The following is a 22461-nucleotide window of genomic DNA, read 5'->3' as shown; positions in this document are numbered from 1 at the left end:
GTGAGTGTATGAAAAAAAATTGGTGGAAAGAATCGGTTGTTTATCAATTATATCCAAAAAGTTTTCAGGACGGTAACGGAGACGGGATGGGAGATATTCAAGGGATTATTGATCGATTGGATTATTTACAGGAATTAGGAATTGATGTTTTATGGATTTGTCCAATCTATAAATCGCCGATGGATGATGGTGGTTATGATATTTCTGATTATTATACAGTAGATGAAATGTTCGGAACAAACGAAGACTTTGAACGATTATTGCAAAAAGCGGAGAAATTAGGAATCAAGGTTTTAATGGATTTAGTTGTGAATCATACCTCAGATGAACACGAGTGGTTTCAGCAAGCATTGAAAGATCCAACGAGCAAATATCGTGATTATTATATTTTTAAAGCAGGAATTGATGGAAAAGCGCCTAATAATTGGCGATCTTACTTTGGCGATTGTGCCTGGACTGAAGTACCAGGAGAAAAAAATATGTATTATCTTCATGCGTTTTCGAAAAAGCAACCTGATTTAAATTGGGAAAATGAAGAAGTACGTCAAGAGATTTATACGATGATTAACTATTGGTTAGATAAGGGCTTAGGTGGTTTTAGGATTGATGCGATTTTAAACATTAAAAAAAGAATTGAGTTAAAGCAATTTGAACCAGATGGTGAGGATGGTTTGGCTTTTATTGGTCATTGGATTTTAAATCAGCCGGGGATTGAGGTCTGGTTGAATGAAATGAATGAATTAACTTTTAGACCGCACAATAGCATGACCGTTGCTGAAGCAGATGTTCCAAATGATCGCTTGAAAGAATATATTGGTCAAGATGGATTTTTCTCTATGGTTTTTGATTTTAGTTATACAGATATTGATGTGCCACAAACGGGTGAATGGTATAAAATTAGTGGTTGGACTTGGGATGATATGCGGGAAAACATTTTTTTAAATCAATTAGTTACCCAAGAAAATGGGTGGGGTGCGTTGTATTTAGAAAATCATGATCAACCGCGCTCGATTAACAAATATATTCCTGAAAAAGATCGTAATGACTATAGTAAAAAAATGTTAGCGACTTTATTTATGTTTTTAAGAGGAACCCCTTTTATTTACCAAGGCCAAGAATTAGGAATGACTAATATCCAAATGGATACGATGGACGATTTTGATGATATTGCTACCCATGATCAATATCGACGCGCAGTTCTATCAGGAATGCCGAAACAAGATGCTTTTGCAGCGATTAATCATCGTAGTCGGGATAATTCTAGAACACCAATGCAATGGGATGACTCAAAAAATGCCGGTTTTTCATCAGCAGAAAAGACATGGTTGAAAGTCAATCCGAACTATTTAGAATTGAATGCAAAACAGGAACAAGAAAATCCAACTTCTGTTTTAAACTATTACAAACAATTGATTGCACTAAGAAAAAATAGTGTTTATCAAGAAGTGATTGTTTACGGTCAATTTGTACCAGTAAAAGAAGTCAATTTGAATACGCTAGTGTATGAACGAGTGTGGCAGGATCAAAAAATGATAGTTGCTATCAATCCAACCAATCAAATTCAAAACATTGCTCTTGAGGCAAAATATACACAGTTAGTAGTAAGTAATTACGAAAATCAATTAATAGAGGGTCATTCTTTTTATACATTACAACCATATGAAAGTGTTGTTTTAGCTAATTTTTAAGATGAGAATAACCACTAATGGCAAACGTAAAAAATGATAGTTGTTTTTTATGTTTGCCAAGATTTTTTAGTAAAAGAAGGCTGAGGTGACTGTATGTATACGATTGAAAAAGCAATAAACTTTATTGAAAGTAATGCATCAAATGTTCATCCGCAGTACCGACAAAAATTACATTTGCAACCACCAACCGGTTGGATGAATGATCCCAATGGTTTTATTGTGATTGGCGAAGAAATTCATCTTTTTTATCAATTTTTTCCCTATGATAGTGTTTGGGGACCGATGCATTGGGGACATGCTAAAACGATTGATGGTGTTCACTGGATTGATTTACCACCTGCTTTAGCACCAGATAAAAATTATGATCAAAGTGGTTGTTTTTCGGGAACTGCAATAATGAATGAACAAGAACTAATTGTGATGTATACGGGTGGCATGAAAGAAGATGAGACCGCTATTCAGCAACAATGTATTGCCTATTCAAAGGATTATTTGGCTTTTGAAAAAGAAGTTGAAAATCCAGTAATTGCAAAAAAAGATTTACCGTCATTTATTTCGATTGAGGATTTTCGTGATCCAAAAATTATGAAACGTAACAATCATTATTATGCTTTGATTGTAACGAAAACGAAAGAAAAAACGGGAAGAATCGTGTTGTTTGAATCAAAGGATTGTATTCACTGGAACTATAAATCAATTGTCCTGACAGGAACTGCTGAGTTTGGCGAAATGTGGGAATGTCCAGATTTAATTGAAGTAGATGGTAAAGATATTTTGCTTTTTTCAGCAATTCATATGCCTAGTAAAGAAGAAAAATATCGGAATCTATCTTCTTGTTTATATTTCATCGGTACCATGGATTGGCAAACAGGGACCTATACTTATGAATCTTATGATGAAATCGATGCAGGATTAGATTTTTATGCACCACAAACTGCTAAATTAGCTGACGGAACCCCTCTTTTAGTTGCATGGATGCAAATGTGGGATCGAACAATCCCGACACATGAATTAGGGCATCAATGGGCAGGTTGTATGACCTTAATTAGAAAACTTCGTTTAGTTGATGACCGACTGATTCAAGAACCGCTTTTACCGGTTAGTCAACCCCCTAGTGTTGAAAAAACATTTTTTTATAAATTTGAAAGAACACTAACAAATGAACCGTTAATTATTCAGCTTGAATTTGAACAAGAGTCAGATTTTTCACTTTGTTTATCAAATGAACAAGAAGAATTATTATTTAAAAAAGAACAAAATCTTTTTATATTAGATCGAAGTCGTTTATTTCATCAAATTACTGGCAAAGAAGCTGACTATCGTAATCATCGTAGTTGGTTGGATGAAGAGTGTAACGTTCAGCAAGTAAAAATTGTGCTTGATATTTCTAGTATTGAAGTTTTTATTGGTGATGGAGAGAAGACGATGTCTATGCGCTTTTTTAGTGGCGAAGAGTTAAAGCATATAATTATTTCTAGTGGTAAAAGAAATCTTAAAAAATTGAGAATTTGCACAGTTGATGAAAGATGATCAGTCCATAAAAAGACTATCGAGTCAAAAGAGAGGAGAAGTAGTTCTTGATAGGGCTACTTTTTTTGTTTTTCATTAGCGAAAAATCTTTTTGGTTGAATAAACATTTTGGTGTATTTTTTTACCATTTAGACAAAATAGATAGTTATTATAGTATTAATATGGTATTGTAAAAATACAAAGTTTTTTTTATGAACAATAAAAGAATGCAGCCGAATGGAAAAAGAAAAAATAAGACTAGTTAAAGAGAGCTCTGACAAATGATCTTTGCTTTTTTTACGCTAAAAAAGATAATGGGTAATATTTTTTCATTTAGCTGGAAATAAAATTTACAAATCCTTGCTTATGTTCCTCATAAGCTGCTTTTTCCTTCTTGATTTCTAACTAAATTTCCAAAAAATTCGAATTCCTCAATTGTTTTCAGACACTTCCTCGTTTAGGTTTAAAAAGATGTTCTCATGCGTCATTTCTAATTCATCAATTGAGCTTAGGGAAAAGGGGGGGGACGAGCGCAATTTGCTGGAAAAATTTAGATTTAGGATTGAAACTAGCTCTATTTAAGCTAGTTGATAATATAAGTTATGCTAACGATAGAAGTATTGAAAAATAATAGATTGGAGAATATAAATGTTTATTTTAATGATTCAGATGGTAATTCTATTTTTTGCTACGTATTTTTTCTCGATTTTTGTTCATGAGATTGGGCATTTCATTTTTGGTTTGTTATCAGGATATAAAATATATCAACTTAAGCTATTCGGGTATACAATCGTGGAAAATAAAAAATTATGTTTTAAACGAGCAGATTCTAATCCGAAAAATCAGTGTTTGATGACACCGACAAAATATGAAAAATTTACATTTATCTTATATAATTTAGGTGGTATTTTAGCCAATTTAATGGTGATGCTTATCAGTTTACTTCTGTTATTGTTAACTGAACATGGAAAAATAATAGGTGTATTGTTTATATTGCTTGCTGTTTTCAACTTTTATTCGTTGGTTCTAAATGGGATTCCTTTGGTTATTGGTGGGCTACCGAACGATATGAAAAATGTTTTATTAGTAAATTCTTCTGAAAGTGCTAAAAGAGCCTTTCATTCTGGATTTATGATCGATTTTCACTTGAAACAAGGAAAGAAAATGGATAAATTAGAAGAACAATACTTCGAATTACCGATAGATTATGATCTTGAAAATATCTATGTAGCTTATAATAGGATGCAACAAGCAATACATAAAATAGAATTGACTGAAATAGAGAACGGGATGATTCTTCTGAATGAGCTATCTCAAAAAGTAGATAGTTATAAAAAATACACCTATTATTATACTATCATTGTAGCTACCATCAGTTATTATTTCTACGTATATCATAAAAATATTGGTATAGCAGATAACCTCTCTAAAGAAGCCACATTTATTCAATATGGAGCGGAAAAAAATATCACTGAGTTTCAGTTATGTATATTGGCTCAACGAAACAAGAAGGATTTAGACTGGGAGAAAACATATGAGCAATGCAAGAAAGCTATCGACGCGTGTCAAAGTAAAGGTTTAAAGCAATTATATATCAATCAATTAGATATGATATATAACTAAATATAGTCGTAAAAAAATGGCTGTTTTAGAGTAATTAAACTATAAATTTTGTTTTAGAAATGAGCAAAATCAGTTGATTATTTTGGTAGACTAGTCAAATTTAGACTAGATCATTTATATAAACAGCAATTTTGGCAACGGTCAGAATTGTTGTTTTTTAGTGAGTTGCTAAAGTATTTACGGTAATCTTTAGGAGATTTAAAATAGCGTTCTTTAAAGCGCTTACTAAAATAAGCGGAACTATTAAATCCACATTCAAAAGCAATAGTTGTGATCTCTTCATCTGTACTATATAGTTTTATGGCGGCAGCTGATAATCTCAAGTTATTTACATACTGATTGAAATGAATATTTTCCTGTGCGAATACTTGTTGCAACGTACGAATCGATGTAAAACAATACTTGGCTGTTTGTTCTAAGGTTAACGTGTTGTCGGACCAATAATACTGAATATAGTTAGTCGCACGCTCTAAAAGATTTTTTTTATACTTAATTTGTTGGTTTTCTTCTTGGCAAATAGACCATTTACAAAAAAGTTGAATGTATTGATCTATAATCAATTGCCGTTCAGCAAGTTTACAATTAGGGAATTCACTGATCAAATGAAACATACTATCTAGAAGATATCTAGTCATCCCAGCGCTTGCATCTAAAACAAAGCTATTTTTTAGAATATCGAACAATTTCTTTGTTTGATTGTTTTTTTCAATAAATAGATTTACACTTTCAGTAATTTGTTGTCGCTGGTAATAGCTTGTTTCCTGAAGATCAAAAATGCCGATTGTATAGGCTGTTAGTTCATAGTTTTTATCTCCTGTGTGATGAATTTCTTTTCCTTGGCGAATAAAACGTAGTGCGAGAAAAGCTTTGTTTAACCCCTTTTTGCAGGCAAAGATTCCTGTTGATGGACCTACAAGACTGTAAGTTAAAGTGGCATGATTTAAAGAATAGATATTAGATTGTGAAAACTTATTATTAGCTTCTGTTTGGATGGTATACAAATAATTTAATTGGAACAATCCGTTGGTATAATCTTTTGCAGTTAAAAAAGTCTCATCAGTGGTCTTTTTGCTACTAAACATGTTTTTCCAACTCTCTTTCGCATAATTTTTATACTTTATCAGCGTAAAAGTGATAGTTCTCTTAAGATCATTTTCCTATAATTGAATTATATAAGATTGAGAAAAATTTCACAATAGCTTTTCGTTTTTGCTGCCGATTATAAAATAGGAAGGAAGATAGCAATGGAAACAGAATTTGAAGCACTTTTTTCACCGTTATTGGTTGGAGCAGTTGAGATACCCAATCGTATTGCAATGATGCCTATGGGTGTATTTTCTCCTCGTTTGTTAAATATGGAAACGGTTGCCTATACAAAAGAAGGCGCTGATTATTATATTGAACGAGCAAAAGGAGGAACAGGCTTAATTATTACTGGTTTAATGCCAGTGGTAAATAATATGGGCTTTTGTATTTTATCCAATCCCAAAGGGTATGTTGAAGAGATGAAATATTTAGCTGATGGTGTTCACGAAGCTGGCAGTAAAGTTTTTGTTCAATTAACGGCTTTGACAGGACGTGTAAATCATGGATTGAATGGTATTTGTCCAGCACCTGCTCCAATTCAAAATGTTTGGGATCCAACTAAAACTGATCGTGGCATGACTAAGGAAGAAATCAAAGAATATATTCAAAACTTCGCTAAAGGTGCAAAATTGGTGCAAGAAGCAGGGATTGATGGGGTTGAGATTCATGCCGTGCATGAAGGGTATCTATTGGATCAATTTGCAATTGCGTTTTTCAATAATCGTACCGATGAATATGGCGGTTCTCTAGAAAATCGTTTGAGGATTATTAAAGAAATCGTCGAAGCAATCAAGGCAGAATGCGGGTCAGATTTTCCTGTTTCAATGCGCTATAGTGCTAAAAGTTATGTTAAGGATTTTAATCGCGGGGCGCTTCCAGGTGAAATTTTTGAGGAAAAAGGTCGAGATATGGAAGAGTCATTGATTGTAGCTAAAAAATTAGAAGAGTTTGGCTATGATATGCTAAATTGTGACAATGGTAGCTATGATTCATGGTTCTGGGCTCATCCGCCAATGTATATGCCTAAAGCCTGTAATTTAGAAGATGTGAAAAAAATAAAGGAAGTTGTTTCGATTCCTGTTGTTTGTGCAGGTCGTTTCGATGATCCTGTTTTAGCTAATCAAGTAATTGCTGATGGAAAGCTTGATATGATGGGAATGGGACGACCATTGTTGGCAGATCCTGAGTTAGCGAACAAATTTAAGGAAAATCGCTTAGCAGAAATTCGTCCGTGTATTTATTGCCATCAAGGTTGTTTAGGAAGGATTTTTCAAGGAAAGGATATTTCATGTGCAGTTAATCCTGCCTGTGGACGTGAAAAAGCATATGCATTAACACCTGCGAAACAAATTAAAAAAATCGCTATTGTTGGTGGTGGACTTGCTGGGATGGAAGCAGCTAGAGTGGCAAAAATCCGTGGACATCAGGTCGATTTATTTGAGAAAACAGATGAACTAGGCGGTGTTTTTGTGGCTGCTGCTAGTCCTGATTTTAAAGAAGATGATCGCCAATTATTAGCATGGTATAAAAAACAAATGCTGGATTTACAAGTACCAATCCATTTTAATGTTGAAGTAACAGCAGATCAAATACAATCCTACGAAGAAATTATCATTGCTACAGGAGCAACAGAGAAAAAATTAACCACGCCAGGCTTTGATGACCAAAGCGTTTCTTATGCGATTGATACACTCAGATATAAAGATGTTTCTGGTGAAAACATTCTTGTTGTTGGTGGCGGATTAACAGGCTGTGAAATCGCTTATGATTTAGCTAGAAAAAATAAAAAAGTTACGATAGTTGAAGCGAGCGAAACTATTATTAACGCCTTTGGTTTATCCGCAGCGAATTATAATATGATTATGGAACTTTTAGACTATTATCAAGTGACGGTTCTGAAAAACTCAGTCGTTACTAAATTTGAAAATGATACGGCATATGTGACTGAAACGATTAAAAATTATCCTAACATCGCTAATAGAGCACAACATATGTTTGCTTTGGGGACAAAAGGAATGCCAAAAGTTCACGAAATCCCAACTGATAATATTATAGTTTCAGTTGGTTATCAATCAAATGATCAATTGTATGAAGAGATGAAAAAGGAGCATGTTCATTTGATTGGGGATGCCAAACAACCAACCAATGTAATGGATGCTATCTGGGCTGCTTATGAAACAGCTAAAGAGATTTAATAAAAAATAAACTGAGAATCACAAAAAAATGATGAAAAGTCCCAAGTTGTTTACTCCTTATTTTAATTAAGAAGGAAATAGGATTTTCACTTAAGTTTTTGTGATTTTCTTTTTATTGCTATTTAATTGGAATTGATTTTATCGTACCAGATTTTCCAATAATATTGATCCGTTTCATTTTAGGAAAGGTTTCTTTATCGATTGGGACTTCAATTGTTTGTCTATTCGTCATTGTCCAATCGATGCTCTCTCCTAGTGTTAATTCTACACTACTATCATCTGAATTATCATCATCTGGATTAGTATTGTTCATCCAATAACTAGATACACTTCTATAAAAAGGTAAATTTAATTCTACTACTATGGTATCGTTATCTTTGATAGTGACAGATTGTATTTGTTGAGCCTCAGAAATATCTCGATGTTCAACGTTTTTATAGCCAAAAAAGAGACTTAATGATATCAACAAAAGGATACCAATCCATAAAAGTTGAACTTTTTTAGTTAGTTTTTTCCGGTTTTTTGTATCTTTAGCAATTTTCTCTACCACATTTTGATCTCCTCTCAATAACTCATCTAAAGAAATTTCTAGGATGTCTGATATTTTTACGATAATCTGGATGTCAGGGTATGTTCGTCCTGTTTCCCAACTAGAAACGGTTTTGTCTGAAACATTTAGTAAGGCTCCTAATTCTCTTTGTGTGATGTTATTTAACGTTCGATATTTTTTTATTTGTTTACTGATTTCCAAAAAATGACCTCCTTTGATTTAATATAGCTGATACGTATATTATATCCTACCTACATCTTGTAGATAACCTTAAAAAGAAATTCTGTAATCTGTAGAGTTGCTAATATAGTTGGAGATAAAAAGAATTATGTCTTTTTTTATTTACCGTTCATTCCTGTATATATATGCTGCATAAGTTTATTAATACTTTTTTGAATAGTAGTACATTGTTATTTTTTATTTTTTTTCTAAACGGGAAGCCATCAATTTTTAGTATAGCTTTTCAGTGTTGTTCCTGATATGATTTATAGAGAAGGAGATTAGTCAATGAAAAAATATTGGTTGTCTATCTGTTTGGGCATAGTTTCAATTGGACTTATTAGTTGTTCAAATATTAGTAAAAAAACGGACGATTCAACACAAGAATTGAAGTATACAGAACAAAAAAATCAAGAATTAGTAGAAACGGATACCAACGTTAATGAACGGATTGAATTAATCAATTTTGACATACCAACTTCAATACCAGTAGACGAAGTAAATGTTGAGTACAGTGAAATGGAAAATGGTAAAAAGGCTGTTGTAACAAATAAAAAAAATAACAAAGTAATTGCTATATATTCTGAGACTATCTCAGAAGAAGTAGAGCAAGATAATGAGAAACAGTGGCGTAGTCATCTAGAATTATCTTACGTATATAACCCAGTGACTATTTCGATTTTTACTGATATATTAATGACCAAGAAAAATGATGAACAGTCACAAATGATGGGAATCCCATATATTCATCAAGAAGCAAGTAGTTGGGATGAATTTGAAATAAAAAATCCAAATGAGGATATAAGGGAACCCATTGATTTTCCTGCTGATTATGCAATTCTAAATATAACGGGACAAATATATAGTACTAGTCAGATGAATAAAGAGACTGGTTTGTCTTATGAGACGTTCAAAACGGCTAGATATGATATGAGTGGGACAAGAAAAAGTGACTGGGTTGCGATGAAAAATTATAATTTTCAAGTAGTTTTAAAGAAAAAATACTCTTAGATTGATATATGTACATTAAGTACCCGCTTTTTTGCGATTACTTTTCATTACAGAAAAACTAAAAATATTAAGTGACTAGGAAGGTTGGGCTAATTTATTTTTCCCAACCTTTTTTAGTGTTGTCATTCAAAACATAGCTTACTTTTATGTCACTAAGTTTTTCACTTTTGTGAAAACATTTTATAGAATGTGATATACTGAACTGAAACAAACTCAGGAGGTTAGAATGAATGAATGAAGATAAGTTGTTAATTCGTATTGCCGAAATGTATTATCAAGAAAATAAAAATCAAAGTGAAATTTCTAAAGCATTGAATATCCATCGTTCTACCATTAGTCGTCTTTTGAAAAAATCGCGTGAAGAAGGGATTGTTCAAATCAAGATTAATTATGACAAAGATGAATCGTATGAATTAGAAAAACAGTTTTTGGATCGGTTTCAATTAAAGAAAATAATTATTGTCCGTTCTGCAAAAGAAATGAAAGAAGAACAAAAAAAAGTGGCAATTGCGCAAGCGGCCGACGAATATTTAAGTTCGATTTTGGAAGATAATCAAGTGATTGGTTTTTCATGGGGATCGGTGTTATCCACTTTTGCAAACCATATCAAGCCTAAACAAACAGAAGCGATTCTATGCGTACCGATGATTGGCGGACCTGCTGGAAAATTAAGTAGTGATTTTCATGTCAATACCATTACCTATGAAGCGGCCAAAAAATTAAATGGTAAAGCCTTATTAATCGATGCTCCAGCCTTTCCAGAAAGTGAGGAAATGAAAGCCGCATTACTAAAAAATGATTTTAATCAAGAACTTGTGGCGATTTGGAAAAAAATAAATATCGCAATATTTGGAATCGGTAGTCCAAATCTTAGCGGGGAACAAACATGGATGGATTTTTACGGTGAAGATATTTTACAATCGTTGACTCAACAAGAAGTTGTGGGCGACGTTATTTCTAGATTTTACAATAGCCAAGGGGAACATATTTCTAGTATCTTAGATGACAAAATCATTGGGATGGATATTGCTGATTTAATGCATGTTGAGACAAGGATTGGTTTGGCAGAATCAGTTGAAAAAGCCAGAGCAATTTTAGGCGCTTTGCGCGGGAATTATATCAACGTTTTAGTCACAACTGAAGCAACAGCTAGAGAAATGCTTAGATTAGCGTATGAATAATCCAAGTTGGCTAAAATTAGAAATTTAAATTAGGTAGATTAAAAAAAATAGAATTAATCAACAAAATAATAGAAAAGCATTTACTTCGTATCTTTCACGAAGTAAATGCTTTTTTTGCACAAAAGTGATTCCGATTTAAAAAATGTGCAAAAGTTATTGACAAACAGAAATAGAGCTGGTTATAATGTAATCACAAAAGTTAATTTTAAATCACAAATGTTAAGGAGTGGAAAAATGGATTGGTTAAATATTGAAAATAAAGTAGTGATTGTTACAGGTGGATCATCAGGAATTGGTGCTTCAATCGTTGAGGAACTTTCTGAATTAGGCGTACAAGTCATCAATGCAGATTTAAGACCAGGAAGGCTGGCAGTAGAAAATATTTCTTTTATTGAAACAGATGTTTCTTCAAAAAAATCAGTAGATCATTTAGTCGCAGAGACAGTAGCAAAATTTGGCACTATCGATGCAGTAGTCAATAATGCCGGGATTAATATTCCAGCTTTGTTAACTGATATTAAGCAAGAGAATAGCGAGTATCAAATTAGTGAACATATTTTTGATAAGATGATTGCAATTAATCAAAAAGGCGTATTTTTAGTAAGTCAAGCTGTTGGACATGTATTAGCTGAAAAAGGGACGGGCGTAATTATTAATATGTCTTCTGAAAGCGGTTTAGAAGGGTCGGAAGGACAAAGTGCCTATGCTGCAACTAAAGCAGCAATTAATAGTTTTACTAGATCTTGGGCAAAAGAATTAGGCAAAAAAGGCGTCAGAGTGGTTGGAATCGCACCTGGAATCATGGAGGAAACTGGCTTAAGAACAATTGAATATGAAACAGCTTTAGCCTATACCAGAAATATTTCAGTTGATCAATTACGAGCAGGGTATAGTAAGACAAGTACGATTCCATTAGGTAGAAGTGGTCAGTTAAAAGAAGTGGCAGATTTAGTGGCATTCTTTGTTTCCGATCGTTCAAGTTATATTAGCGGTGTAACAGTTAATATCGCTGGTGGAAAGACAAGAGGCTAACCAATGAAACAAATTATCTTAGTAGCGCATGGAAAATTAGCGCTCGAAATGAAAAATTCAGCTGAAATGATTTTCGGTACATTACCTGATTTTGCAGCAGTGGAATTTTGTAAGCAAGACGGTTTAGAAACAATCAAAGAAAAAATTGTTAATGCGATTGCACCCGAAGTGGAAGAAGTACTCGTTTTTGCCGATTTATTTTGCGGTACTCCATATAATGCAGGGTGTGCAGTTTGTTTGGAGCAGACAGAGAAAAATTTTGAAGTTCTTTCAGGTATGTCTTTGCCACTTGTTTTAGAAATAGCTAGTATGCTTTCGACCGCAACGAGTCAAGAAATCGTTGAGCATTGTAAAACGGCAGCAGCAACTATTGTATGTTCATTTAAAGACCAAGTAATTGATGAAGAGGAGGATTTATAAAATGCAAATCAAATTATCAAGGATTGATGATCGATTAATCCATGGGCAAGTGGTGACTGTTTGGGCAAAGGAAGCAGGGGCGCAACGTATTATCGTAGTAAGTGAAGAAGTGAACAATGATCAAATTCGTAAAACTCTAGTGAAACAAGCGGCGCCTCCGGGAATCAAAGTGAATATTGTCGATGTTGAAAAAGCCGTTAAAGTTTATAATAATCCAAAATATGAAAACGAAACTGTATTTTATTTGTTCACCAATCCTACAGAAGTATTAGAAATGGTTCAAGCAGGTGTACCGATTAAGACCTTGAATGTAGGAGGGATGCAATTTAAAACCGGAAGAACGCAAGTAACAAAAGCGGTATCTGTGGGTCCCGAAGACGTAACTTCTTTTAAAGCGTTGAAAGCGCTTGATGTGGTGTTGGATGGTCGTGTGGTGGCAAGTGACGGGAAAACGGATTTTGCTGAAAAATTAAAAGAGGCTGGATTATAAAAATCTTTTTTGTAAATAATAGGAGGAAGAACGATGAATGTATCAACAGGTCAAATTATCCTTATTTTCTTGTTTTCTTCAGTAGCTGGAATGGGGAGCGTCCTAGATGAGTTTCAAACCCATCGCCCATTGATTACTTGTACCGTAGTAGGGTTAATTTTGGGCGATTTACAAACAGGAATTATTTTAGGTGGAACCTTAGAATTGATTGCGTTGGGTTGGATGAATATTGGGGCAGCTCAATCACCAGATTCAGCACTCGCAAGTATTATTTCAACGATTTTGGTCATTGTTGGGCACCAAGATATTCAAGCAGGGATTGCAATTGCTTTACCAGTTGCGGCAGCGGGTCAAGTTTTGACCGTTATTGCTCGTACAATTACGGTTGCTTTTCAACATGCAGCGGATAAAGAAGCTGAGCAAGCGAATTTCAATAAAATTATTGCCTTACATTTTAGTGCCTCCTTGGTTCAAGCGATGCGTGTCGCGATTCCAGCGACAATCGTGGCGGCCTTTGTTAGTACTGAAATGGTAACTAGCATGCTGGATATGATTCCAGATGTGGTTACAGGTGGATTAGCTGTTGCTGGTGGTTTTATCGTAGTTGTGGGGTATGCGATGGTTTTAAATATGATGAGTGTAGCTTACTTGATGCCATTTTTCTATTTAGGTTTTGTCGTTGGCGGCTATTTAGATTTCAGCTTGCTTGCTTTTGGGATTATTGGATTGATTACAGCGATTTTATATGTACAATTAGATCCGAATTTTCATAAAACTGCTCAAAAAGAATCGGTTGTTCTTTCAAATGATGCTTTGCTTGTTGATGATGAACTAGAAGATTAGGGGGAAATAAAATGGAAAAAATACAAGAAACGACAGAAGAAATACCAACGTTGCAGTCAACGATCACAAAAAAAGATTTATTTACTACCTTTGTTTTTTCTAATTTTCAACAAGCGTCATTCAATTATGAGCGGATTCATGCGTTAGGTTTTTGTGTGGATATGATTCCGACAATCAGACGTGTGTATAAAACGAAAGAAGAACAAGCAGAAGCGCTAAAGAGACATTTAACTTTTTTCAATACAACACCTGCCGTTTGTGGACCAGTGATTGGCGTAACAATCGCTATGGAAGAAGCTAAAGCCGGTGGTGCGCCCATCGATGATGGCACAATCAATAGTTTAAAAGTTGGACTGATGGGACCATTAGCTGGTGTAGGAGATCCTTTAATTTGGGGAACCTTACGACCAATCACAGCCGCAATTGGGGCTTCAATGGCATTAACAGGAAATATTGCGGGACCTTTGTTTTTCTTCTTTGCTTTTAATGCTGTTCGGATGTCGATGAAGTGGTTTGGTTTAACTTATGGACTACAAAAAGGTCTAGATATTGTTAAAGATTTGTCAGGCAATCTACTACAAAAATTGACTGAAGGAGCGACGATTTTAGGACTGTTTATTATGGGAGTTTTAGTGACCAAATGGACAACCATTAATATACCGATTGTTGTTTCTGAAACAACAGGAGCTGATGGCAAAGAAGTCATTACAACAGTTCAAAATATTTTAGACGATTTAGTTCCAGGATTATTAGCACTTGGATTGACCTTATTAATGATGAAATTATTAAAGAAAAAAGTAAGTCCAATCTTATTGATTTTTATTTTATTTGCCGTTGGAATTATTGGTTATGGTTTAGGAATTTTAGGATAAGCGAGGAGAATAGATAATGAAAACAAAAGCAGTTAGATTATACGGTAAAAAAGATTTACGATTAGAAGAATTTGAATTGCCTGCAATCAAAGAAGATGAGATTTTAGCTAGCGTTGTCACGGATAGTATCTGTATGTCAACTTGGAAATTAGCGAATCAAGGGGCATATCATAAAAAAGCACCGAATGATCTAAATGAAAATCCAATCATCGTTGGGCATGAGTTTTGTGGTGAAATTCTTGAAGTTGGAAAAAAATGGCAAAACGACTATCAAGTGGGAGAACGCTATGTCGTTCAAGCCAATTTACAATTACCTGATCGTCCAGATTGTCCAGGCTATTCGTATGCGTATACTGGTGGTGATGCAACCTATATTATTTTATCAAAAGACGTAATGGAACAGGATTGCTTGATTTCTTATAAAGGGGAAACGTTTTTTGAAGGTTCATTAATCGAACCTTTATCTTGTGTAATTGGTGCTTTTGAAGCAAATTATCATTTAATTCATGGAAGTTATCAACATCAAATGGGAATCAAACCAGATGGTACGTTGTTGATTATGGGTGGAACGGGACCGATGGGCTTATTAGCTATTGATTATGCTTTACATGGTCCAATCAAACCTAAAAAAGTAGTGATTACTGATATGAATGACGAAAAATTGGCTCGGGCACAAACTCTTTATCCTAGTCAAAATGGGATTGAAGTTCATTATATAAATGTTAGTCAATGTGAAAATCAAGTGGAAGAATTAAAAAAAGTGGCAAAAGAAACTGGATTTGACGATATTTTTGTAATGGTTCCAGTTCCGTCACTGATTAAAGAGGCTTCTTCTTTATTGAATCCAGACGGTTGTCTTAACTTTTTTGCTGGTCCACAACAGAAAGAATTTTTTGCTGAAATTAATTTCTATGATATTCATTATAGTTTTACCCACTATGTCGGTACTTCTGGTGGGAATACAGAAGATATGCGTAAAGCTGTCGCATTGATTGAAAACAAACAAGTTCACGTGGCAAATGTAGTGACCCATGTCTTAGGGTTGAATGCGGTCGGTGAAACAACGCTCGATCAGCCGGAAATCGGTGGAGGCAAGAAACTCGTTTATACACATAAAGATATTGATTTAACGAAACTAGCTGAAGTTGATAATAATTCTGAGCTTGGCAAAATTCTAGCAAAAACGAATGGTATCTGGAGTCAAGAGGCAGAATCTTATATTCTTAGCCAAGCCAAAGAAATATAAGGAGGACCACAGACAACGAAACCTAAAGATGAATAAAGGATGTACTGTATCAGGAATTATATAGTATTTTTTCAAATGGAAGTTAGTGGAAAAAAGACCTTAAATTAAGTAATAATAATTAGAAAGAAGTAATTGATTCTAAGCGATTGGGAGAGAAAAATGACACACTAGGAAGTATGCAGATATGAGAATCATCGAATTAGTTCATTTTTACAGATGGTCTTAAATTTTTTAAGCGTTGCGTTTGCACGGATTATTTAACGACTATCATTTTTTATAGGTAAGAGTGCTTTTTTAATTCCTTAATAAAATTTCCACAAAACTTCCACTTGAAATTCATAAATAATTCATTATTACCTTGTATTATATATTTATACCAAACAAACAACCCTAACAAAACACTTTTTCATTTTTAACTCCTTAGACCTACCTTCCCCAAAGGTAGGTTTTTTTGTGCTTGATTTGGATTTAGATATATTCAAGTGATGTTACTATAGTGATTATTTCTATAGCATTTGTTTTTCAAAAAATAAGCGAAAATTTCTCGAAGTTTTGTTTACTTAATATTACAAATGAGCTATCATTTAGACAACAATAAAAAATCTAATGAAAAGAAAAATAAAGCTGAAAAGCTGTTTATGTAAAACGAAAATCAAACAAAAATTGGAGAATAATATGATAAAAGAGTTGAGAAGGGTTTATTTTGTTGTGGGCATAGTTACAGTGATTTTAATTGGAATCACTATTTTTTTAATTGGTACTAGCGATGGATGGTTAGGATTTTTTGGCGGCTATTTAGGAATACTCGTTGGTATTTGTGGCACGTTGTATATTGTGACGTTGCAGTTGGACAAAGAAAATGAAACTAGAAAACAAGAACAAGATAATGGTGCTTTTTTTAGTTTGTTAAACCAATATAATCGACAACAAGATAAATTAGTACAGAAAGAAAACTATTTTCCTACTATTTTAGCTGACATAAAAAGCGAAATAACAGTGAAACTTGAAAATGAAGCTTATGAGTTTGTTTGCAAGAATAAAGTGAATTTATTGAACCTTTTATCTACTATGAAAAAGGAAATTGATGAATACATTTCGACAAAAGAAATAGATTTAACTGAAGAATTTAAAGTAGAATTGGCTAAAATAAAAAACAAAGAAGTGAAGTTTTCTCATTATATCGATACGAATTCGCCTTTTCTTGATAGCCCTCTATTTAATGAATTGGCTTATTTATTTGATCGGTCAATTGAAATTGAATCGGATTGTGAAGAACTTAATCAGGATTTTGATACGTTTGTTGAAAGTAGCTTAGTGGACTATATTAGTAATAGTTTTAATGATTTTTATCTGGTTAACGATAGCTATTTAGAATTTAGTGAGCAATTGGCCACTGAGATTGAGAAATTTATGCAAAAGCTGATTGAAAGAGATATTTCTGATTTAACAGAGCCAGAAAGAATCGAACTTATTCAAATCGTTTTCAAACGATATTATAAAGCAATCATGCCTTATTTTCGAACCTTTTATCAAGTCTTAAAATTCATCAACGAAGACAATTCATGGAAAAAATCGAAAATAAATTATTTAGAAATTCTCAGAGCTAGTCTAACAGAAGGTGAAACGCTCGTCTTATTTTATTACGCAGCATATACGTTTGAAGGAGAAGAACTATTTGATGAATTGAGAGGAACGTCCTTTTTTGGTAATCCTCAAGAGTTGGCTGGAAATGTCGAACCAACTTTCTTCTCAAAGTCTGATTTACTTTGGGAAGTTGATGATTTAGCGATTATGAGAGAAAATGAATCATCAGAAACAGAAGAAGATGAAATCAAAGCAGGAAAATCAATGAAGGAAATTTTGTTTAATTTATTTTTTAGAAAGTAATTGAATGTTGAGTTGATTTTTTAAGTCAGATTATCTTGTTTAGAATCCTTTATAAAATTTCCACAAAACTTACATTTCAAATTCATAAATAATTCATGATTGCCTTGTATTATAAGTTTATACCAAACAAACAACCCTAACAAAACACTTTTTCATTTTTTTAACTCCTATTCCTACCTTCCCCCGAGGTAGGTTTTTTTGTTATCTATTATACAAAAATAAGTGATAGAAACGTTATAATCATTTTTTATACTTTGTTGACTTAGAGTAATGACTACATTAATATTTATTTGTAAGTTATTTATATAATGAATAAAAAATTTTGTTCGTGAAGGAAAAGTTGGGAGAGAAATTATGAAAAAGGAAATAATAACCTTTGAAGAAGAAAAAAGAGGCGTTTTTTTTGATGAAAAGTCAGATGAACGTCCTCTTTTAGTATATATACATGGAGGTCCATTGTATCCAGAATTATTTTTAATAGAAAGATATTATCCAGCATTAAATAAGTATTTTCAATGTATTTTTCCAGAAACAAGAGGTAGTGGTCTAAGTGTAAACAGTACTAAAAAGCAATTATCTGTGGAAAATCTTGTTGAAGATATTATTGAATGGGTAGAATATTTTTTAGAAAAATGGAACAAAAATACTTGTGTAATAATGGGCCATTCGTTTGGAACGATAACTGCTAGTTTAGCTGTGAAAAAAGACCAGAACTTTTTTCTTCCTATATCGGTATTGGTCAAGTTAATTCGATGTATGAGCATCAAAAAATTGTTTATGAATTTGTAAAAGATTGTTGTAAGAAAGAAGGGAATTCTAAGTTCTTGGAAAAATTTCCGAATAAGAATGAAATCGAATTTGAGAATAATAGAGACTATTATATGATTACCAGTAAGTATATTTCAAAATATAAACGAGGTGTTTTTAATAGTCAAAATTATTCGAATTTTAGAATGATGAAGGATTTATTTAGTTTTAAAGGGTATTCTTTAGGCGAAAAATTCCAGTTTTTAGGTAGTTTATTTTCTCAAAAAGCCGTTCCTTTAATTTCTGAATTTATGATACAAACCTATGCTTCTGTAATTGAAGAAATACCTGTACCAATTTTCATTTTTAATGGAAAATATGATTTGATGACTTGCCCAGAACAAGCAAAGCAATTCTATAACAACATTACAGCTCCACAAAAAACGTTTTATTTATATGAGAATTCTGCTTATTTTCCAATGTTTGATGAACCACAAAAGTTTGACGAAGATTTAAAAACGATTAATCAAGTGATTTTTAATCAGAAAAAAGTATAGTTTGTACTTTAGAACCAACATTCACGCTTCAATAAATATTATTTTTTGTTTTAGTAATAAGTAAACTGCATCCTTCTTGATATAAATTATTTATGAGCGTAGAATTTAAGTAAGAAAGTGAAGGATTACAACTAAAATTTCAATTGGAGGTTTATTTGATGGACGGAAGTAAAATTGATGATGTCGAAGTAACAGAAGCAACGCTTTTAGAACAAGGGTATAGAAAGTATAGTGGAGAATCTTTAGATATTTATTACAGCCAAGAAATTTGTGAACATGCAGGCAATTGCGTACGTGGCAATGGGGCTGTTTTTGAAGTGGGGCGTAGACCTTGGATTATACCGAATAATGCTAGTGCAGAAGAAGCGATTCGAGTGATTAATACCTGCCCAAGTGGCGCACTAAAATATATTGAAAAAAGGTAGGGGAGTCAAATGACGATCAAAGAAGAAACCAATCGTTTTGTATTGTTAAATGATGAGGAACAAGAAATCGGTGAAATGACTTGGTCGAATGCCGGCGACCATATTATGATTATTGATCATACCTATGTTGATCCAACGTATCGAGGACAACATTTAGCTGAAAAATTAGTAGCAAAAGGTGTGGAAAAAGCACGTTTGGAAGGCAAAAAAATCATGCCTTTATGTCCGTTTGCTAAAAAAGAATTTGACCGAAAACCTGAATATCAAGATGTGTTGAAAAAGTAAACGCTAAAGTGAAAAGCTATTTATTCTAAGTAGAAAAAAGAGTACAATTAAATAAGGTAGAAAGATGGAAAAAATCCATTTATCTAAAAAAACAACTAAAATCTAAAAATTTTTAGTTGTTTTTTTAAAGTGAATTGCTAAATAAATGATGAAAAATATAAATAGGAGGAGTCGAATGAGTAAAAAAATTGGTTTGTTGGCAGACATTCATGGAAATTTAACCGCCTTAGAAGCTGTTTTAGAAGATGCAGCACAAAAAGAGATAACTGAATACTGGATTTTAGGAGATTTATTTTTACCAGGACCGAGTGGAAGAGAGATTTTAGACAAATTAACGGCTATTGCGCCAACGATTTGGGTTCGAGGCAATTGGGATGATTGTTTTTTATCGGTTGCAGACAAAAAAGTTGATTTAAAAAATCCAGAAGAAGTCTATATCGGAATACTGGGAGCAAAGATCATATCAGAATTTAAACCAGTAGAAATTGAGTTCTTACAAAATCTTCCGATTCAATTATTAAAAAAGTCAGAGGAATTGAATTTTAGTATCACTCATAATTTACTCAATAAAAATTACGGTGGAGATTTAGTACCAAATGCAGAGCAAGCAATGTTTGATCAATTGGTTGAAAATCAGGTAGATATCTCAATTTATGCACATGTACATCATCAGATGTTACGCTATGGATCACAAGATCAACTGATTATAAATCCGGGTTCGATTGGACAGGCATTTAATGGGTGGAAGAATTTTAAACATGACCAGAGAGCCCACTATGCTATTTTGGAGATAAATGAAATGGGGAACATAGATTTTGATTTTAGAAGAATAACCTATGATATTCAAAAAGAATTACAACGTTCTAAAGAGGTCAATTTACCTTTTTTTGAGCTGTATCAAGAGCTTTTAGAAACTGGTATCACGCACACTCATGATAGACAACTTTTAGAAGGAATTATTTCTAGAAATGGTTATCGGGAAATATTGAAAGACTTTCTAGATAAAGAATAGCTAAAATAAGTATTAGAAGATAAGTTATTGGTGATTCCAAAGAAAAACTAAGTGAGACATCATGATTTTTTTAGTTACTTTGTTTATCGACGAGAATACTTAAAGTCATTCAAACTAATAGTAAAATAGACTCTGCACAAATCGTTAATAACAGACACTATTTATTCACAATAAACTATAAATTTTCCTAATTCCTTATTAGTTTATTGGTATTTACCATTTATACTAAATCTGTAGTATAAATGATGATACAACAAAAAATTATTATGGAAGTAGCGATAGATAATATGAAAAAAAATATAAATGAAACACAAGATTGCTTTATAAAAATTGGTACAATTTTAGATTCATTAGATGCACAAGTAAATGAGTTATGTCCTGTGAATGAAGCAGCAGCAATTTTTCAATTGGAAAAAGAAGCATTAGCTGAAATCCAACAACAAATTGATAGATTTGGTTTATCGAATTTTTTTGAGCAAGAGGGTTAGAAGTAAATCTAAAGTAGGTAAGTACATTTGCTTAAAGTTTGGGAGGAAACTAGTATGCCAAAAGATGAATTGATATTAAAAAAACTATTGAATATTTTATTAGATGCTGAATGTGAAAATTTAATAGTAGATAGAAATGAAGATGTAACTGAACAATTTTCAGAGAAAAAAATAGTAAATAAAGTTGCTTTACATGAAATAAAATATTTAATGAATCGTGTCGGTACCTATAATAACTATGATAAAGATGAATTAAACTCGATTTTAAGTTAAAGATAGATCATTAAAAATTAATTAAATAGCCATCATAACGTGAAATACTAATCGTTATGATGGCTATTTTTATCGAGTAGAAATGTCTTTGCTTTATGTACTTAGATGATTCTTATGTCAAGTAGGTTTCTTTTCTAAAAATAAAGTTTTGCTTAAGAAATAATTGATAACTAAAGCAATACCGTGGCTGACAATTTTACTTACTGTTATTTCAACTGATAACAAATCGTAAATTAGCCACAAAACAAATAGTTCAACAACTAAAGATAAAACTCTTGAACTAAAAAATAAAAAAACTTCAGTTATCGAAATTTTTGTTTTTGAATCAAAGACAAAAACTTTATTGATCACATAAGAAAATAAAACGGTAATAAACCATGTAATAATGTTAGCTACTTGATAATTTAGTCCCATTTTTAGATAAAGTAGATGATACAAGACAATATTAAAAAATACGGTGATGATTCCCCAAATAATAAATTTGATGGTTTGCCAATTATGTTTTTGAGTCAAAAATGATCACTCCTAATTACTAGTAGTAATAGAATAGCTAAAAAAAAGTATAATAGCAAATTTTTTTTATAAGTTCAAAATACTCCTAAAAATAAGAAAATAAAGAACTTATTAAACGAGTGAATTATCTAAATTTAAGTAAAGTTTAACTAATGAAAGCAACTTAATGGGGTATTATGTATGTCAATCTAGTAATTATTGCTTTTTTTACGACAAAAATAGAAAAATGTTTATATCAACTTAATACTATATTTTTTTAAAAATTATCAATATGGATTATAATGTTTTTGTGATTTGTTGTATTTTTTT

At 32.5% G+C, this 22461-nt stretch carries 23 protein-coding genes; 20 read left to right on the top strand and 3 right to left on the bottom strand.

Annotated elements, in window-relative coordinates:
• Positions 1–8 precede the first annotated feature (8 nt).
• The 3 genes from ACYSNW_RS02545 to ACYSNW_RS02535 all read left to right on the top strand — a co-directional run bounded on the left by ACYSNW_RS02545 (position 9) and on the right by ACYSNW_RS02535 (position 4820).
• Positions 9–1688, top strand: a complete 1680-nt coding sequence (locus ACYSNW_RS02545; protein WP_461742839.1) for an alpha-glucosidase — start codon at positions 9–11, stop codon at positions 1686–1688.
• 93 nt (positions 1689–1781) lie between these two features.
• On the top strand, positions 1782–3218 hold the full coding sequence (locus tag ACYSNW_RS02540) for a glycoside hydrolase family 32 protein (protein WP_461742838.1): 1437 nt from the start codon (positions 1782–1784) through the stop codon (positions 3216–3218).
• Positions 3219–3845: 627 nt separating this feature from the next.
• The gene (locus ACYSNW_RS02535) at positions 3846–4820 is read left to right on the top strand and encodes a hypothetical protein (protein WP_461742837.1); all 975 of its coding nucleotides are present in this window, start codon (positions 3846–3848) and stop codon (positions 4818–4820) included.
• 110 nt (positions 4821–4930) lie between these two features.
• Here the strand turns inward: ACYSNW_RS02535 and ACYSNW_RS02530 are convergent, their stop codons facing one another.
• Positions 4931–5902 (bottom strand): helix-turn-helix domain-containing protein, encoded by a 972-nt coding sequence (locus ACYSNW_RS02530; protein WP_461742836.1) that lies wholly within the window; start codon positions 5900–5902, stop codon positions 4931–4933.
• A 162-nt stretch (positions 5903–6064) separates the two neighbouring features.
• Here ACYSNW_RS02530 and ACYSNW_RS02525 point away from each other — a divergent pair, with 162 nt between their 5' ends.
• Positions 6065–8101: an FAD-dependent oxidoreductase gene (locus tag ACYSNW_RS02525; protein ID WP_461742835.1), complete on the top strand. Its 2037-nt coding sequence runs from the start codon at positions 6065–6067 to the stop codon at positions 8099–8101.
• A 118-nt stretch (positions 8102–8219) separates the two neighbouring features.
• Here ACYSNW_RS02525 and ACYSNW_RS02520 read toward each other — a convergent pair whose 3' ends face one another.
• Positions 8220–8852, bottom strand: coding sequence for a helix-turn-helix domain-containing protein (locus ACYSNW_RS02520; protein WP_461742833.1), 633 nt, complete (start codon positions 8850–8852; stop codon positions 8220–8222).
• 306 nt (positions 8853–9158) lie between these two features.
• Between ACYSNW_RS02520 and ACYSNW_RS02515 the strand changes: the two genes are divergently transcribed.
• From ACYSNW_RS02515 to ACYSNW_RS02440, 16 genes are all read left to right on the top strand, one after another.
• Positions 9159–9881 (top strand): hypothetical protein, encoded by a 723-nt coding sequence (locus ACYSNW_RS02515; RefSeq protein WP_461742832.1) that lies wholly within the window; start codon positions 9159–9161, stop codon positions 9879–9881.
• A 230-nt stretch (positions 9882–10111) separates the two neighbouring features.
• Entirely contained in the window at positions 10112–11062 is a 951-nt protein-coding gene (locus tag ACYSNW_RS02510; RefSeq protein ID WP_461742831.1) for a sugar-binding transcriptional regulator, read from the top strand.
• Between the two features lie 234 nt (positions 11063–11296).
• On the top strand, positions 11297–12094 hold the full coding sequence (locus tag ACYSNW_RS02505) for an SDR family oxidoreductase (RefSeq protein WP_461742830.1): 798 nt from the start codon (positions 11297–11299) through the stop codon (positions 12092–12094).
• A 3-nt stretch (positions 12095–12097) separates the two neighbouring features.
• Complete coding sequence (locus ACYSNW_RS02500) at positions 12098–12514, top strand: PTS sugar transporter subunit IIA (protein ID WP_461742828.1); 417 nt, start codon at positions 12098–12100, stop codon at positions 12512–12514.
• Position 12515: 1 nt separating this feature from the next.
• On the top strand, positions 12516–13004 hold the full coding sequence (locus ACYSNW_RS02495) for a PTS system mannose/fructose/N-acetylgalactosamine-transporter subunit IIB (protein WP_461742827.1): 489 nt from the start codon (positions 12516–12518) through the stop codon (positions 13002–13004).
• Between the two features lie 33 nt (positions 13005–13037).
• The gene (locus ACYSNW_RS02490) at positions 13038–13847 is read left to right on the top strand and encodes a PTS mannose/fructose/sorbose transporter subunit IIC (protein WP_461742826.1); all 810 of its coding nucleotides are present in this window, start codon (positions 13038–13040) and stop codon (positions 13845–13847) included.
• Between the two features lie 11 nt (positions 13848–13858).
• Positions 13859–14719, top strand: coding sequence for a mannose/fructose/sorbose PTS transporter subunit IID (locus ACYSNW_RS02485; protein ID WP_461742824.1), 861 nt, complete (start codon positions 13859–13861; stop codon positions 14717–14719).
• A 16-nt stretch (positions 14720–14735) separates the two neighbouring features.
• The gene (locus ACYSNW_RS02480) at positions 14736–15965 is read left to right on the top strand and encodes a zinc-binding dehydrogenase (protein WP_461742823.1); all 1230 of its coding nucleotides are present in this window, start codon (positions 14736–14738) and stop codon (positions 15963–15965) included.
• A gap of 675 nt (positions 15966–16640) precedes the next feature.
• A complete protein-coding gene (locus ACYSNW_RS02475) occupies positions 16641–17852 on the top strand; it encodes a putative phage abortive infection protein (RefSeq protein WP_461742821.1) in 1212 nt (403 codons plus the stop codon).
• Positions 17853–18206: 354 nt separating this feature from the next.
• Positions 18207–18641, top strand: a complete 435-nt coding sequence (locus ACYSNW_RS02470) for an alpha/beta fold hydrolase (protein WP_461742819.1) — start codon at positions 18207–18209, stop codon at positions 18639–18641.
• 35 nt (positions 18642–18676) lie between these two features.
• Positions 18677–19156 (top strand): hypothetical protein, encoded by a 480-nt coding sequence (locus ACYSNW_RS02465; protein ID WP_461742818.1) that lies wholly within the window; start codon positions 18677–18679, stop codon positions 19154–19156.
• A 158-nt stretch (positions 19157–19314) separates the two neighbouring features.
• Complete coding sequence (locus ACYSNW_RS02460; RefSeq protein WP_461742817.1) at positions 19315–19581, top strand: (4Fe-4S)-binding protein; 267 nt, start codon at positions 19315–19317, stop codon at positions 19579–19581.
• A 9-nt stretch (positions 19582–19590) separates the two neighbouring features.
• A complete protein-coding gene (locus ACYSNW_RS02455; RefSeq protein WP_461742815.1) occupies positions 19591–19866 on the top strand; it encodes a GNAT family N-acetyltransferase in 276 nt (91 codons plus the stop codon).
• 175 nt (positions 19867–20041) lie between these two features.
• Entirely contained in the window at positions 20042–20878 is an 837-nt protein-coding gene (locus tag ACYSNW_RS02450; protein ID WP_461742813.1) for a metallophosphoesterase family protein, read from the top strand.
• 245 nt (positions 20879–21123) lie between these two features.
• Positions 21124–21366, top strand: a complete 243-nt coding sequence (locus ACYSNW_RS02445; protein ID WP_461742812.1) for a hypothetical protein — start codon at positions 21124–21126, stop codon at positions 21364–21366.
• Positions 21367–21420: 54 nt separating this feature from the next.
• Positions 21421–21639 carry a hypothetical protein gene (locus ACYSNW_RS02440; RefSeq protein ID WP_461742810.1) on the top strand — a complete coding sequence of 73 codons (219 nt, stop codon included), beginning with the start codon at positions 21421–21423 and terminating at the stop codon, positions 21637–21639.
• A 117-nt stretch (positions 21640–21756) separates the two neighbouring features.
• Here the strand turns inward: ACYSNW_RS02440 and ACYSNW_RS02435 are convergent, their stop codons facing one another.
• A complete protein-coding gene (locus ACYSNW_RS02435) occupies positions 21757–22152 on the bottom strand; it encodes a GtrA family protein (RefSeq protein ID WP_461742809.1) in 396 nt (131 codons plus the stop codon).
• Positions 22153–22461: the final 309 nt, after the last annotated feature.

It is taken from the genome of Enterococcus sp. LJL99 (genome assembly GCF_054871725.1).
The sequence above is the reverse complement of the archived record's forward strand: the minus strand, read 5'-3'. Positions and strand labels throughout refer to the sequence as shown.

Coding starts and splice junctions, on each gene's coding strand:
- ACYSNW_RS02545 (WP_461742839.1), top strand. CDS start 9: ATGAAAAAAAATTGGTGGAAAGAATCGGTTGTTTATCAATTATATCCA.
- ACYSNW_RS02540 (WP_461742838.1), top strand. CDS start 1,782: ATGTATACGATTGAAAAAGCAATAAACTTTATTGAAAGTAATGCATCA.
- ACYSNW_RS02535 (WP_461742837.1), top strand. CDS start 3,846: ATGTTTATTTTAATGATTCAGATGGTAATTCTATTTTTTGCTACGTAT.
- ACYSNW_RS02530 (WP_461742836.1), bottom strand. CDS start 5,902: ATGTTTAGTAGCAAAAAGACCACTGATGAGACTTTTTTAACTGCAAAA.
- ACYSNW_RS02525 (WP_461742835.1), top strand. CDS start 6,065: ATGGAAACAGAATTTGAAGCACTTTTTTCACCGTTATTGGTTGGAGCA.
- ACYSNW_RS02515 (WP_461742832.1), top strand. CDS start 9,159: ATGAAAAAATATTGGTTGTCTATCTGTTTGGGCATAGTTTCAATTGGA.
- ACYSNW_RS02510 (WP_461742831.1), top strand. CDS start 10,112: ATGAATGAAGATAAGTTGTTAATTCGTATTGCCGAAATGTATTATCAA.
- ACYSNW_RS02505 (WP_461742830.1), top strand. CDS start 11,297: ATGGATTGGTTAAATATTGAAAATAAAGTAGTGATTGTTACAGGTGGA.
- ACYSNW_RS02500 (WP_461742828.1), top strand. CDS start 12,098: ATGAAACAAATTATCTTAGTAGCGCATGGAAAATTAGCGCTCGAAATG.
- ACYSNW_RS02495 (WP_461742827.1), top strand. CDS start 12,516: ATGCAAATCAAATTATCAAGGATTGATGATCGATTAATCCATGGGCAA.
- ACYSNW_RS02490 (WP_461742826.1), top strand. CDS start 13,038: ATGAATGTATCAACAGGTCAAATTATCCTTATTTTCTTGTTTTCTTCA.
- ACYSNW_RS02485 (WP_461742824.1), top strand. CDS start 13,859: ATGGAAAAAATACAAGAAACGACAGAAGAAATACCAACGTTGCAGTCA.
- ACYSNW_RS02480 (WP_461742823.1), top strand. CDS start 14,736: ATGAAAACAAAAGCAGTTAGATTATACGGTAAAAAAGATTTACGATTA.
- ACYSNW_RS02475 (WP_461742821.1), top strand. CDS start 16,641: ATGATAAAAGAGTTGAGAAGGGTTTATTTTGTTGTGGGCATAGTTACA.
- ACYSNW_RS02470 (WP_461742819.1), top strand. CDS start 18,207: ATGAAAAAGGAAATAATAACCTTTGAAGAAGAAAAAAGAGGCGTTTTT.
- ACYSNW_RS02460 (WP_461742817.1), top strand. CDS start 19,315: ATGGACGGAAGTAAAATTGATGATGTCGAAGTAACAGAAGCAACGCTT.
- ACYSNW_RS02455 (WP_461742815.1), top strand. CDS start 19,591: ATGACGATCAAAGAAGAAACCAATCGTTTTGTATTGTTAAATGATGAG.
- ACYSNW_RS02450 (WP_461742813.1), top strand. CDS start 20,042: ATGAGTAAAAAAATTGGTTTGTTGGCAGACATTCATGGAAATTTAACC.
- ACYSNW_RS02445 (WP_461742812.1), top strand. CDS start 21,124: ATGATACAACAAAAAATTATTATGGAAGTAGCGATAGATAATATGAAA.
- ACYSNW_RS02440 (WP_461742810.1), top strand. CDS start 21,421: ATGCCAAAAGATGAATTGATATTAAAAAAACTATTGAATATTTTATTA.